This is a genomic window from Photobacterium profundum, from assembly GCF_003026285.1.
Lineage (GTDB): Bacteria > Pseudomonadota > Gammaproteobacteria > Enterobacterales > Vibrionaceae > Photobacterium > Photobacterium profundum.
Genome location: NZ_PYOD01000009.1, coordinates 37,632 through 50,458 on the forward strand (window position 1 = coordinate 37,632; position 12,827 = coordinate 50,458).

At 40.3% G+C, this 12,827-nt stretch carries 11 protein-coding genes; 6 read left to right on the forward strand and 5 right to left on the reverse strand.

Features of this window, described 5'->3' with window-relative positions; all coding sequences use genetic code 11:
• The first annotated feature begins 52 nt into the window (after positions 1 to 52).
• The 3 genes from C9J48_RS18660 to C9J48_RS18670 are packed head-to-tail and all read left to right on the forward strand — an operon-like array spanning position 53 to position 3,030.
• Positions 53 to 1,801, forward strand: a complete 1,749-nt coding sequence (locus C9J48_RS18660) for an ABC transporter permease (RefSeq protein ID WP_006232220.1) — start codon at positions 53 to 55, stop codon at positions 1,799 to 1,801.
• Positions 1,767 to 2,426, forward strand: coding sequence for an ATP-binding cassette domain-containing protein (locus C9J48_RS18665; RefSeq protein WP_006232221.1), 660 nt, complete (start codon positions 1,767 to 1,769; stop codon positions 2,424 to 2,426). Before C9J48_RS18660 ends, C9J48_RS18665 begins: the two co-directional genes overlap by 35 nt.
• Positions 2,419 to 3,030: a CDP-alcohol phosphatidyltransferase family protein gene (locus C9J48_RS18670; protein WP_006232222.1), complete on the forward strand. Its 612-nt coding sequence runs from the start codon at positions 2,419 to 2,421 to the stop codon at positions 3,028 to 3,030. The genes C9J48_RS18665 and C9J48_RS18670 overlap by 8 nt, the downstream gene beginning before the upstream one ends.
• A gap of 41 nt (positions 3,031 to 3,071) precedes the next feature.
• Here the strand turns inward: C9J48_RS18670 and C9J48_RS18675 are convergent, their stop codons facing one another.
• Complete coding sequence (locus tag C9J48_RS18675; protein WP_006232223.1) at positions 3,072 to 3,416, reverse strand: hypothetical protein; 345 nt, start codon at positions 3,414 to 3,416, stop codon at positions 3,072 to 3,074.
• A 430-nt stretch (positions 3,417 to 3,846) separates the two neighbouring features.
• Here C9J48_RS18675 and C9J48_RS18680 point away from each other — a divergent pair, with 430 nt between their 5' ends.
• Entirely contained in the window at positions 3,847 to 6,129 is a 2,283-nt protein-coding gene (locus tag C9J48_RS18680) for a leukocidin family pore-forming toxin (RefSeq protein WP_006232224.1), read from the forward strand.
• Between the two features lie 76 nt (positions 6,130 to 6,205).
• Here C9J48_RS18680 and C9J48_RS18685 read toward each other — a convergent pair whose 3' ends face one another.
• Together C9J48_RS18685 and C9J48_RS18695 are read right to left on the reverse strand one after the other, a co-directional pair.
• The gene (locus C9J48_RS18685; RefSeq protein ID WP_006232225.1) at positions 6,206 to 7,132 is read right to left on the reverse strand and encodes a LysR family transcriptional regulator; all 927 of its coding nucleotides are present in this window, start codon (positions 7,130 to 7,132) and stop codon (positions 6,206 to 6,208) included.
• Positions 7,133 to 7,684: 552 nt separating this feature from the next.
• Positions 7,685 to 8,737 (reverse strand): zinc-binding alcohol dehydrogenase family protein, encoded by a 1,053-nt coding sequence (locus C9J48_RS18695; RefSeq protein WP_006232227.1) that lies wholly within the window; start codon positions 8,735 to 8,737, stop codon positions 7,685 to 7,687.
• Between the two features lie 125 nt (positions 8,738 to 8,862).
• On the opposite strand from C9J48_RS18695, the gene C9J48_RS18700 reads away from it, so the two are divergent.
• On the forward strand, positions 8,863 to 9,807 hold the full coding sequence (locus C9J48_RS18700) for a LysR family transcriptional regulator (protein ID WP_006232228.1): 945 nt from the start codon (positions 8,863 to 8,865) through the stop codon (positions 9,805 to 9,807).
• A gap of 16 nt (positions 9,808 to 9,823) precedes the next feature.
• Here the strand turns inward: C9J48_RS18700 and punR are convergent, their stop codons facing one another.
• Entirely contained in the window at positions 9,824 to 10,726 is a 903-nt protein-coding gene (gene punR, locus C9J48_RS18705) for a DNA-binding transcriptional activator PunR (protein ID WP_006232229.1), read from the reverse strand.
• A gap of 106 nt (positions 10,727 to 10,832) precedes the next feature.
• Between punR and punC the strand changes: the two genes are divergently transcribed.
• On the forward strand, positions 10,833 to 12,041 hold the full coding sequence (punC, locus tag C9J48_RS18710; protein WP_006232230.1) for a purine nucleoside transporter PunC: 1,209 nt from the start codon (positions 10,833 to 10,835) through the stop codon (positions 12,039 to 12,041).
• 162 nt (positions 12,042 to 12,203) lie between these two features.
• Here punC and C9J48_RS18715 read toward each other — a convergent pair whose 3' ends face one another.
• On the reverse strand, positions 12,204 to 12,827 hold the full coding sequence (locus C9J48_RS18715) for an SCO family protein (RefSeq protein ID WP_006232231.1): 624 nt from the start codon (positions 12,825 to 12,827) through the stop codon (positions 12,204 to 12,206).

Sequence of the window (12,827 nt, forward strand, 5' to 3'; positions counted from 1 at the left end):
TGCTGTCTTTTTCTCTTTATAACATTGTTGCTAGTAAGGCTTCGGAAAACACATGATTCGTTTGCTGTACTTAGTAACAATACTCATTTGCGCTTTACCTTTACTACCCGGTGTATTGGGTATTGTGCTACCTGCTTTTTCTTGGTTACCCGCACTTGGTTTAAACACTCCAAATTTTTCTGCTTTTAATACTGCCTTTCAATGGTCGGGGCTTTCTCAGTCAATTTTCTTAACTTCATTTACAGGTATTGGTAGTACTGTACTCGCGCTAACGCTTTGCTTTTTTATTCTTAGGGCTAATTGGAATAGCCCTCGCTGGCAACGTATCGAACACTTAATTGCCCCTATGCTGGCATTGCCTCATGTTGCATTTGCTATTGGCTTTGCTTTCACCTTTGCGCCTACAGGTTGGCTATTCAGGTTACTCGAAAGTATTGGCATAGATACAGCATCGGCTTTTACTCTTATTCAAGATCCTTACGGCATAGGGCTCTTACTTGCTCTTGCGATAAAAGAGACCCCTTTTTTACTCTTAATGAGTGTATCTGTTTTACACCAAATACGTGTTAACCAATTACAAGCCGTCGCAGCTGGCTTAGGTTATAGCCACAATGAAAACTGGTTAAAAGTCGTGTTGCCTCAATGGCTTCCTAAAATGCGTATGCCTATTTACGCAGTATTGGCGTATGGGCTATCAGTTGTCGATATTGCATTAATTCTTGGCCCCACACGCCCCCCAACACTCGCTGTTTTAGTTTGGCAGTGGTTTAACGAACCTGACTTGCTCTTAATTACCCGAGCAGCCGTCGGTGCGTTACTGCTTCTTGCTGTTTCTTTTTGTGTTTTAGCTCTTGCACGTGCTATTGAGTGGTTTGTATTTGATATAAAACGTGAATGGCAGATTTCTGGCGCTCAGGCTAGCACTCCCCTCACGACCAGAAGCAACAAAAAAAAGAGACACACAGGCATCAGTGGACGACTGCATTGGCCATTCTTCCTTGTACCGATTGTGGTTATTCCCGTTTTACTGCTTTGGTCTTTTGCTCAACGCTGGCGTTTTCCTGATGTACTACCAAGTCGGTACAGTGCACGCTTTTGGCTACAAGAAAGTAATACACTGATTGAACTCGCCACCAGCAGCGCAATGCTGGCTTGTATTAGTGCTTGTTTGGCTTTGATTTTAGCCATTGGTTGTCTTGAATACCGTCAAAAGTATCAGCGTGGACTGCCTACGTGGTTAATTGCTTTACCAATGGTTATTCCTCAGCTCTCTATTTTATTTGGTATGCAAATATCGACCTACTTCATTCCAGGTCAATACTATTGGTTTTGGGTAATATGGAGCCACGTGCTATTTGCTTTCCCATATTTATATCTGTCTTTAGATGGCCCATGGCGCAGCTATGATATCCGGCTCGATCAATCAGCCCGTAGTTTAGGCATGAATGCATGGGCGACGTGGTGGAAAGTAAAACGCCCTCTCATGATGCCTGCTATTTGTTTAGCTATAGCTGTCGGCATGAGCGTAAGTCTTGCGCAATACCTGCCAACCCAAGTTTTAGGTGCTGGACGTATTTCCACCTTAACCACTGAAGCTGTCGCTTTAGCCAGTGGACAAGATCGTCGCGTCAGTGCTGTTTACGGTTTACTTCAAGGGTTGTTACCTTTGATTTTCTTCACTTTGGCACTGATTGCCAGTCGTTATTCGGGTAACTTTTCCCGTCGTACACAATCGATTCAACGACAAACACGGAGTACCAACACGGATGACCTTATCTGTGGAAAACCTCACTATAAATAACGCTAATATACCGCTTATTTCTTCTATCAACTTCAGCGTTAATAATGGTGAAGTGTTGACATTAATGGGACCAAGCGGCTGCGGTAAATCTAGCTTATTAAGTGCTATTGCTGGTCATTTAAGTCCCATATTCGCCTTAGAGGGTCAAATACGACTTAATAATACGATCATGAATGATCTTGAGCCTGACCAACGCCAAATTGGGATCTTATTTCAAGATGATTTGCTCTTTCCTCACCTCAATGTGTGGGAAAATTTAGCATTTGGACTCCCCCGTACGATCACTGGGGCAAACCGAAAGAATGAAGCAATTCAGACACTGACACACATAGGATTACACAATATCGCCTTTAACATGCCTAACGAAATATCGGGAGGACAACGCGCAAGAATCAGTTTAATGCGAACATTATTAGCAAAGCCAAAAGCGGTTTTGTTAGATGAACCCTTTAGTAAACTCGATAAAGCCTTGCGCATTGAATTCAGGCTCTTTGTTTTTGAGCAAATAAAGAAACAGGATATTCCCGCATTAATGGTGACACATGACGATGACGATATTCCTGAAAATGGACTGGTTTTGCGCTGGCCATGGAACAACAATGATCGAGGGTTAGTCAATGCTTGATCGCTATGCAGTTAAAGTTATTCGTTGGCCGCTAAAAACACTGGCAGCCCTACCCGATAAACTTGGAATTACGGCTAACCAAGTAACGTTAACTGGCTTTTTAATTGGCTTACTTGCCTTACCATCCCTTATGCTGCAAGAGTATTATTGGGCGCTGACATTCATCGTTATTAATCGAATATTTGATGGTTTAGACGGCGCGATTGCACGTCGACAAGGCATTACAGATTGCGGTGGTTTTCTCGATATTACACTGGATTTTCTATTTTATTCGATGGTGCCATTTGGCTTTGTATTAGCTGACCCAAGTGCAAACGCCGTTGCTGGTGCATTCTTGATATTTTCGTTTATTGGTACTGGCTCAAGTTTTCTCTCTTTTGCCATAATGGCTGGAAAACGAAACATCGAAAGCCCTGTTTATAAGCAAAAATCCTTGTACTACATCGGAGGGTTAACGGAAGGCACAGAAACCATTGCCTGCTTTGTACTGTTCTGCTTATTACCACAGTACTTTGCGATCATCGCATGGGTATACGGCACCTTATGCTGGATCACAACGGCTACACGTATTTGGGCGGGTTATCAAACGCTGAAAACAGACTAAAACATGGAGCTAGTAAATAATTTACTGGCTCCATCCCTCTTTTAATTTGCTAACCGCAATACCCATTTCCCACCATGACTTCTTTCACACGCTTCTTCACTGTCAAACTGTACCTGACCGCGCACATCCTTAAGTACAACATTCACTTTGTTAAGGTGGGTCTTTATCAGATTACGTAAAAACACATCTTGTTCTTGCTGTTTCAACGCCAGTAACTGGGCATCAGTATTAAACACGCACACCACTTTCAAACTCGCAGGGAAACGGTCGTAGTTGACTTCATGTGTTAACCACTGAAAGCCATCTACCGATATTAATGCGATATCACATACCTCGATTAATTCATTACGGATCGCATTATCGATTTTCTTGTCGGTTTTTCTCATTATCCCTTCCTTTAAACCACCTAAACAAACGGCAGAAATAACTTAATCTCATAATGTAACAGAATTACATGCTATATGGCTGCATATCACACACCAACGTATGCTTCTTATTGATATGCATACTTACGCACCTTTTATTTTCAATTGGTTATAAATTTAAATAGCATACTTAGTTAAATAATTAATAGTGATCATTATTCATGCCAATTTAATCGCACTAAAAACCATCACCATCACACTTTATAAACACTAAATGGAAAATGTTAAATTATAACAAGTAATTAATGATAAAAATCTTCTTTTTCCTTAATGGAAAATGGTGTTTTCTCTATTCACCAGCTGAATGCGATTGACCTTAAATATAATAAAAAACACCATAGCTATGCAGTAAAGCCGCATTTTATACCAATAATAAAAATGAGAACGTCAGATGATAAAAACTAAAATAAGCAAAACTTCTTTTACGCTTTCCACTCTCAGCTTGGCAATGGTATCAGCAGTAGCAGTTGCACAGCCGTTTGAAACCATAGGTACTCCAAGCAGTGATGCTATCGAAATATTTAGCACCTTACAAAATGACCAAAATATCGTATATATCAATGCCACTTCATGGTTAGATGACAGCACAGATACTGATAAACAACCCACATCATTGTCTTTGCAAGTCATCGAAAATGATGTGATAAATAAGGGCAAAAAATATTTCATTGATTTCAGTGATATTGAAAACGACACTCAAAAAGTAATGGCTAAACAAAAAATGAGCGCCATTACAGGTATGTCTTTCAATACTGATCTTATTGCTATCAGCGAATATAAAGGAGCACTTCTCTATACGCTGTTAGAAAGCACCGATGATTCAAATATCAGTAAATTGGATTCCTTAGCTGAAGCACCTTCGCGTTCGAAACGTAGCTTATCAAGCTTCGACTCACCAGCACCACGTAATAACAATCAAAATACGACATCCACTTTACCGCACGTTGCGTTCTACATTAACGTGAACCGTGCTATCAGTGATAGTGAATGTACTTTCAATAGCTCTCATTTCTGGGATCGAGGCACACGTGTATTCTGTGATAATCCAAACATTTCATTGATCTACCGAGTGAACCTTGAACGTTCTTTACAGCACGGTACTATTGGATCAGCGACCCCAGATGCAAAAATTGTACGAATCAGTCTCGATGAAGATTCAACAGGAGCAGGAATTCATTTGAATGATCGTTTAGATCATGTCGGTAATTCCGCAGATTACACAACATTAGACGCTTGGTTCCGTGATTGGGCAACCGATGCGATTGCACAGGATTATCAATTCGCGTTCAAGGCCTCAAATGATAAAGCTGCAATCTTGAAAACATTCCCAATTAATAACCTTAATGCCAACTACGAAAAGCGTGAGGTTTCAGGCTTTGAGCTTGGAGTAAGCGGAGGAGTTGAAGTAGGTAAAGAAGGGCCAAAAGGCAAACTAGAAGCATCTGCAAGTTATAGTCAAAGCCGTTGGTTAACCTACAACACATCAGATTATCGTGTTGAACGATCTGCACCGAATGCGCGACAAGTCAGCTTTAAGTGGAACCGTGAACAATACGCAACGGCAGAATCCCTTCAAGATGATTTTACAGATGCATTATGGGCAACCAGTTATCCGGTCGATGTTAACCGTGTTAATCCAATTGGATATGCCAGCTTTATTCCCAACATGGACGTGATATATAAAGCCGAACCAACGACTACGGGTACAACTGAGTTCACTATTGATTCTTCTGTAAACATTCGTCCTATCTACAACGGTGGCTATAAACACTACTACGTTGTAGGTAGCCATGTATCTTATCAAGGATTAGAAAATACCCCACGTAAACGTGTAAGTAAAAGTGCTAGCTTCACCGTTAACTGGGAGCACCCTGTCTTTACTGGTGGACGCCCTGTCAACATACAGCTGGGTGGCTTTGCAAACCGCTGTCTAGAGTCTGATACCAATGGTGTATTATCGGCACAAACATGTAACAACAAGAAGAGCAATCAATCATTCATCTACGATCAGCTCGGTCGCTACATGAGTGCTGCGAATACTCACCAGTGTTTAGACAGTCAAAATCTAACGCAGCTGCAAACGTGTAATGAAAGCCTTACCCAGCGTTGGGATTGGATTGCAAACAGTGACAAACTTTCCAATACATTTGACGGCCAAGTACTAGCACATGATAAATCAAGTGGGGATTTAGCTCTTTATGTTGAGAATAGCGAACCAAGTGGCAGCAGTTCACGTACGATAACATCATATACAGACGTATTTCGTAATGAAAATGTGAGCCCTGTATTTGGTTACACTACCGGTAACCCTAGTATCTTAGACAATTCATCAAACCAATTATACATTGCACATGGGGCAGCAATTGATGCTATTGGTACCCAACCTAATAACCTTGTGGGTGGTAATACAAATAATGCCACCAGCGTAGATTTATCAAACGTAGTACAAATTAAAGTGTATTCAGGCGAGTTCACATATGGTGGCAAGCACATTCTGGCATTAGAATTTGTAAAACGTGATGGTTCAATTCAAACCTTTGGTGCAAAAACCGGTTCGTCAGTCGGCACTGTACAACAAGAAACATTGGATGTGCCTGCAGGATCAACATTACAATCAATGCATGTATGGAGCGGTGGTTGGTTAGTTGATGGATTACAGTTCAAATTTAGCTAACTTTCTTATGCTTCTTTAAAGAAAAAAAGGGTATTTAATGAAAATTAAATACCCTTTTTATTTCTATAGTAAGTAGTTACTCTTCTTTAGGTAACAAAGCACACATCACCTGAGGCCGCTTTGTACACTGAGACATCAACAGGTCTTTCCGCTCAAGCAAAAATCCTAACAATACTTTTGCACTGCTACTCATTAACTCTCGTTGCGGATAAATCACATTTAATGGCATATTTGGTAACCGACAAGAAGGTAGCAGGTGAACTAAAACACCACTTTCTAATTTCTCGGCCACTTCAAAATACGGCAAAATCGACATCGCATCAGTACTCAAAATCGCTTTCAAAGCACTTTTCGAAGAATTCAAACGCATGCGAATATTACTATCATGAATCTTACGATCCAATATTTGCGAGAAATACCCAACCCCACAATTACTGTGTAGCACTATTGGTAATGCCCCAACAAACGTTTTATCGTCACAGTCTTTCGACGATATTGCACTAGCTGAAGCAACTAACACGCGTGGTACTCGCCCTACTTCGCGCGCGACAACATCCCTTTCCGTTATCTCTCCAATACGAAGTACCAAATCGTAACCTTGTTTAAATATCGACTCTTTATTGTCATTCATCTGAACATCTAGCTGAATATCAGGATGTAGCTTAGAGAACTCCATTAATAACGGGAAAACATACTCTTCCCCATAACTGCGTGGTATTCCAAGTCGCACTTTGCCTTTATTCATACTGGTATATTGAACATTGATTAAGCGATGGTAACTAGTCAATACATCCACAGCGTGGCGATGGTATATTTCTCCTTGTTTTGATAGGTACACATTATTGCCTTTTCGGACTAATAACTGACACCCAAAAGTTGATTCAAGGTTGTGAATCCATTTACTTACAGTACTGTTTGCGACACCGAGTTGCTCTGCTGCTAATGAAAAGCTTTTAGCTTCGACGATTTTCACAAACGCATTAAGCTGAGTCAGTTTATCCATATTATTATTGTGTTTATTTTAATTATTAACAGCACTGAACATTATGTTCAGCATGTGTTTTATACGACATAACAAAGGAAGCTGAGTAAAAAACAGTATTTTAACATCACGAGCCAACGATGATGTAAAAAGCCTTTACTGACAACATATTACACGGTGATAATAACAGGATAAATACTCTATGGTTACGTATTATTTTCTCATCAGACCAATAAAAAAATAGAAATGTAAGTTACAAAAAAAACTTTTATTAAAAATAAAACAAACACCATAATAATTATTTTTTCACACTAACATATGGAAGTAACAACACAATTATATAACAACCTCGCATTCATAATTGTAATGAAAACATTGTAATGATTAATTTTCATAAGCCATTTCTTAATGAGAAGATAGTCAATAATAGGACGGTAAACCCTCGTGTTGTACTCCATGACCTAAATAGGAAGTACAGACCAAAAATAAAACAAATTTATAAAACAAAAAGCGCAGTACATGAAGGTACTGCGCTTTATAATAATATTCTTTATAGCTCACGTTTCAAATAGATTAGAAGCCTTCTAGAACCACTTTGCCGATTGACTTACCAGATTCGATATAAGCATGTGCTTTTTTAAGGTTTTCAGCATTTATCTTGCCAAAATTCTGCCCTAATGTTGTGACTAACTCACCATCATCAATCAATGAAGATACTGCGTTTAATAACTGGCGCTGCTTATCCATATCGGCAGTTTGGAACATTGAACGTGTAAACATTAATTCCCAATGAAGTGATAACGACTTACGCTTCAACTTCATAATATCAATTGGTTCTTGAGGATCATCAATCAACGCCAGTTGCCCTTGAGGCGCTAAGGCTTCAACAATCTCATCAAAATGTTTATCTGTGTGTGTAAGGCTAATTACATGTGTAACATCACTGATTCCGATACGTGCCAGCTCTTCAGTGAGTGATTTCGAATGGTCGATTACATAATCAGCACCTAGGCTTGCTACCCATGCTTGGCTCTCTTTACGTGAAGCAGTACCAATCACTGTTGCATTCGTTAACTTAACCGCTAACTGGGTTAAAATTGAGCCGACACCACCAGATGCACCCACGATCAGTAAACGGGTATCTGTTGGTTTCTTTGCTTCATTGGCAGCTTGATCTGAAGCTACATGGCTAATCACGTTAAATCCAAGTCGATCAAACAGTAGCTCCCAAGCCGTAATTGCCGTTAGCGGTAAAGCTGCGGCTTCTTTATTCGATAATGTTAATGGCTGCTTACCGACAATGCGTTCATCCACAAGATGGTATTCAGCATTGGTGCCTTGACGGGTAATATCACCGGCATACCATACTTTATCACCCACTTTATAGTGCTCTACATCATCACCAATCGCGACAATTTCACCGACGGCATCCCAACCTAAAATTTTATGTTCACCTTCATTCGGTTGAGCATTACGACGAATTTTAGTATCAACAGGATTAACCGAAATCGCATTCACGTTAACCAATACATCTCGTCCTGTTGCCGTCGGCATTGGTAACTCGATATCTAATAGTGCATCTGGTTGATCAATGGCTTTCGCTTCTAAGTATCCGATGGCTTTCATGGCTATTCTCTTTAATATTTGAAGGGGTATATGTTGTTAAAGCAATAATAGAAGAGAATGTTCCAATTAAAAACAGCATAATGATTTAAACTTTTTCAAAATAATATTGATAATAGGTATTAACCATGAACACAGCAGACCTCGAGCTTTTTGTGCGAACCGCCGATATCGGTAATATTACGGCAGCCGCAGTACAACTCGACATTAGCCCTGCAGCCGCAAGTGCTGCCCTGAAACGACTTGAAAAGCAATTGGGTATTGAGTTGTTTATTCGTTCAACACGTCAGTTACGTATTACCGCTGAAGGTGAACGTTTTCTACTTCATTGTCGTCAAGCACTGAGCTCGCTGGATGATGCCAAAGCATCAATTACGGAAATGAAGGGAGAAATAGCCGGAGAAGTGCGTTTATCTGTTTCTTCAGATTTAGGACGTAACCTTATTTTACCGTGGTTAGACGAAGTCATGGATAACAACCCTAAACTCAGTTTTCAACTCAGTATTGGCGATTCGCTGGCTGATTTCTACATGGATAAGGTCGATGTTGCCCTACGTTATGGGCAGCCTGAAGACTCAACAATGATCGCATTTAAATTAGCCACAGTAGACCGTGTAATTTGCGCTTCACCTGGTTATATTGCGACATATGGTTCACCCAAAAAACCTGAAGATTTACTACAACATAATTGTTTGCTGTATCAGTTAGGCAGCAAAACATATAACCAGTGGGAGCTGATAAGTAAAAACAGTGGCAATACGATCTCGAACACTGATGACAGTATTAAATCCAGATCTAAAATCAAAGTAAGCAGTAATCGCATGTGTAACGATGGCGATATTGTTAAGCGTTGGGCAGTTGCAGGTAAAGGGATCGCATTAAAATCACGTTTAGATTTAAGCCATGATCTGAATGCAGGTCGAGTAATCGAGCTAATGCCCGATTACTATGTTGAACCAACAAGCTTATGGCTAATTTGCCCAAACCGAAAACAGGTAACTCCTGCCATTTTACTATTGCGAGATTTGCTAAGAGTAAAATGCCAAGCGCTACTACAAAATAGACATATTTAGCTTACCTACACCTCTTTTAACGCATCCATTCGCGGTGAAGCTGCTCACTATCACCCAAATAAGCGAGTAGCCATTCAAGTGCAGGGTTTACGCATTCGGTATTCCATGCAAGGCAACATGGGCTAACCGCGGGTTTATTCACTAACTGCTTTTCGACTAATTCACCCGATTCAATCCGAGGAATTGCCATATGCGTAGGCACAACACTGATCCCCAGCCCTGCCTTTAAGCACTGTAGCGCACTGTACCAATTCGGCACCATGATTCGGCGCTGGTTATCCATTATCCAAGTAACACGTTTAGGTAACGTACGCGCCGTATCTTCAAGACAAATTGCCGGATACTGAACTAACTCTTCTGCGGTAAGTTTATGTTCCACACTTGCTAGTGGGTGATCTTTACTCACCACAAATTTCCAGGTGAGTGTTCCCATATCGCGATAGTCGAATGCCCCACCAACAGGAACAGCAGCGGTAGCACCAATTGCTAAATCTGCTCTGCCATCAGCAAGCGCATCCCAGACACCATTGAACACTTCCATGCTTAAATGTAATTCTACATCAGGAAAGGCAACGTAAAAGTCACGTACTAAGGTATTTACTCGGCTTTCTCTTACTACGGTATCTAAAGCAACAGAGACACTTTGTGACCAACCATTTGCTACACGCTGCGTTTGCAAACGCATCAATTCCATTTGCTTAATTAACTTGCGTGCTTCTTCGACAAAATACTCGCCAGCTGGCGTTAATTTAACCTGCCTGTGCAAGCGAACAAATAAATCGACAGCTAAACGCTCTTCGATTAATCGAACGGTGTAACTAATTGCACTTGGTACTTTATGTAATTCTTCTGCCGCAGCGGAAAAGCTGCCACGCCTAGCGACAACATCAATAACTTGCAGATCATTGTATGAAAACATATCACATCAAATTTTTTGAAAGCAATGTTGAAATATTACCGTTTCACAGCCAGTAAAACCACCATTAAACTTGCCGCAATGTTATTTGATTAAAAGAAAAAGCGTAATGAAAAACCAACCATCAAAAATCACCCTAGCCTGGTTTGCATGCCTTAGTATGTTAGGGTTTCTCGCAACAGACATGTATTTACCTGCATTTGCAACAATTCAAGAAGAGTTTGGTACAACACAATCACTTATTGGTCTCTCTTTAAGTATCTTCCTTCTTGGTATGGCGTTAGGGCAGTTGATCTACGGACCACTTTCAGACCGCATTGGACGTATTAAAGTCTTAATTGGCGGTATGACGTTGTTCAGTATAGCTTCTGTATTATGTGCTTTTGCACCGAACGTAGAAATGTTTCTTGTAGCACGTTTTGCACAGGCTTTAGGTGCATGTAGTGCTACCGTTATTTGGCAAGCAGTTGTTGTTGACCGTTACGAAGGTAAAGTATCTGAACGCGTGTTTGCGACAATCATGCCGCTAGTAGCCTTATCTCCGGCACTTGCTCCTCTTGCTGGTGCGATGCTTGAAGGTCAATTCGGCTGGCGTAGTATTTTTGTTTCTCTTGTTGGCTTTGGTGCTGTTTTAGCTATTATGTCACTGAAAGAGACTGAAAGTGCACCAACAGTAAAAAACCATGAAAAAGTATTCGTTCAGCTAAAGAAAGATTATAAGCAAATTTTAAGTTCAAAAAAATTCATCGGCAACATGCTAATTTTTGCAGCATGTTCTGCAGCGTTCTTTGCTTATTTAACTGGCTCACCGTTCATTATGGGCGCAATGGGTTATTCAGGCGCTGATATCGGCTTAAGCTATGCTCCACAAACGGTTGGCTTCATTGTTGGTGGTTACGGTTGCCGTACACTATTGGCTAAATATGAAAGCAAGAAAATTTTGCCATGGTTACTAACGCTATTCGTTACCACAGTAGTTATGATGTTCTTGATTTCACTAAGTACATCACCAACATCAATTTGGCCAATTTTACTTCCATTCTGCTTCCTAGCGGTTGCAAATGGTGCGATTTATCCAATCGTTGTTAGCCAAGCATTATCTGAATTCAAGAACTGTAGTGCAACAGCAGCTGGCTTACTTAACTTTATGCAAACAATGGTTTGTGTGGCAGCAAGTGCATTAGTATCTGCATTTACTGCACATGGCCTAATTACGGTAACAACAGCCATGTTCGTGACAGGCTTTGTAGCTTTGATTGGTTTTAGCCTTGTTGTACAAGCACGTCGTGAAATACCACAAGACGCACAAACAGCTTAACGTTACATAGCGTATATAGTCATAGATATTAAGTTGATGTTGTAAACGCTAAATGTAATTAATACGAAAAGTCGACCACAAGGTCGACTTTTTTGTATCTGCAATATGGTATGACCATCTCGATTAACGGCTAGTACGCGCATAAGACAATGAATACATGATTTACATCACTTTTGAAATTGCCTTTAAAATATCTTTAGGTGAAATAAGGGAAGGAATTGCAACCCATGTTCCTTGAGGCTCATTCCCATAAACCAATATTCCTGCATGTTGCGTTTTATCCGCATCCACTATCGGGTCAAGATCATAAACACCTAACTTACGCCTAAGCCTTTCTATATCGTCATATTCTCCTGTTAGAAATAACCAACCGGGCTGTGCTGAAAATACGTCAGCATAACGTCTAAGACGTTCAGGAGTATCAAATTCAGGATCCAAAGTGATTGAATAGAAATAAATATCTTTACCTAATTTATCGCCTAGCTCTTCCTGTACTCTAGCCAACCTTGAAGTGGTTGGAACACAGATCCCACCACAATTTGTATAAATGAAATTAATAAGTACCACTTTATCTTTGATTAAATCGTCATAAAATTTCACTGACTCATTAAATTGATTTCTCAGTTCAATATTGGGTAAATACCCCTTCATTCTTACAGACGGAAATGTTGATGTCACCTCTTCGAAAACGGTATTGTTAGACCTATTCGTTTGGGTCTTTTCAAAATATTTAAAACCACCAAAGAAGCCTACGCCAACAACCATTAAGATCAGTAAAACTTTCAT

Bases quoted from the DNA above. Each gene is read 5' to 3' on its own strand.
- C9J48_RS18660 (WP_006232220.1), top strand. From the start codon at position 53: ATGATTCGTTTGCTGTACTTAGTAACAATACTCATTTGCGCTTTACCT.
- C9J48_RS18665 (WP_006232221.1), top strand. From the start codon at position 1,767: ATGACCTTATCTGTGGAAAACCTCACTATAAATAACGCTAATATACCG.
- C9J48_RS18670 (WP_006232222.1), top strand. From the start codon at position 2,419: ATGCTTGATCGCTATGCAGTTAAAGTTATTCGTTGGCCGCTAAAAACA.
- C9J48_RS18675 (WP_006232223.1), bottom strand. From the start codon at position 3,416: ATGAGAAAAACCGACAAGAAAATCGATAATGCGATCCGTAATGAATTA.
- C9J48_RS18680 (WP_006232224.1), top strand. From the start codon at position 3,847: ATGATAAAAACTAAAATAAGCAAAACTTCTTTTACGCTTTCCACTCTC.
- C9J48_RS18685 (WP_006232225.1), bottom strand. From the start codon at position 7,132: ATGGATAAACTGACTCAGCTTAATGCGTTTGTGAAAATCGTCGAAGCT.
- C9J48_RS18695 (WP_006232227.1), bottom strand. From the start codon at position 8,737: ATGAAAGCCATCGGATACTTAGAAGCGAAAGCCATTGATCAACCAGAT.
- C9J48_RS18700 (WP_006232228.1), top strand. From the start codon at position 8,863: ATGAACACAGCAGACCTCGAGCTTTTTGTGCGAACCGCCGATATCGGT.
- punR (WP_006232229.1), bottom strand. From the start codon at position 10,726: ATGTTTTCATACAATGATCTGCAAGTTATTGATGTTGTCGCTAGGCGT.
- punC (WP_006232230.1), top strand. From the start codon at position 10,833: ATGAAAAACCAACCATCAAAAATCACCCTAGCCTGGTTTGCATGCCTT.
- C9J48_RS18715 (WP_006232231.1), bottom strand. From the start codon at position 12,827: ATGAAAGTTTTACTGATCTTAATGGTTGTTGGCGTAGGCTTCTTTGGT.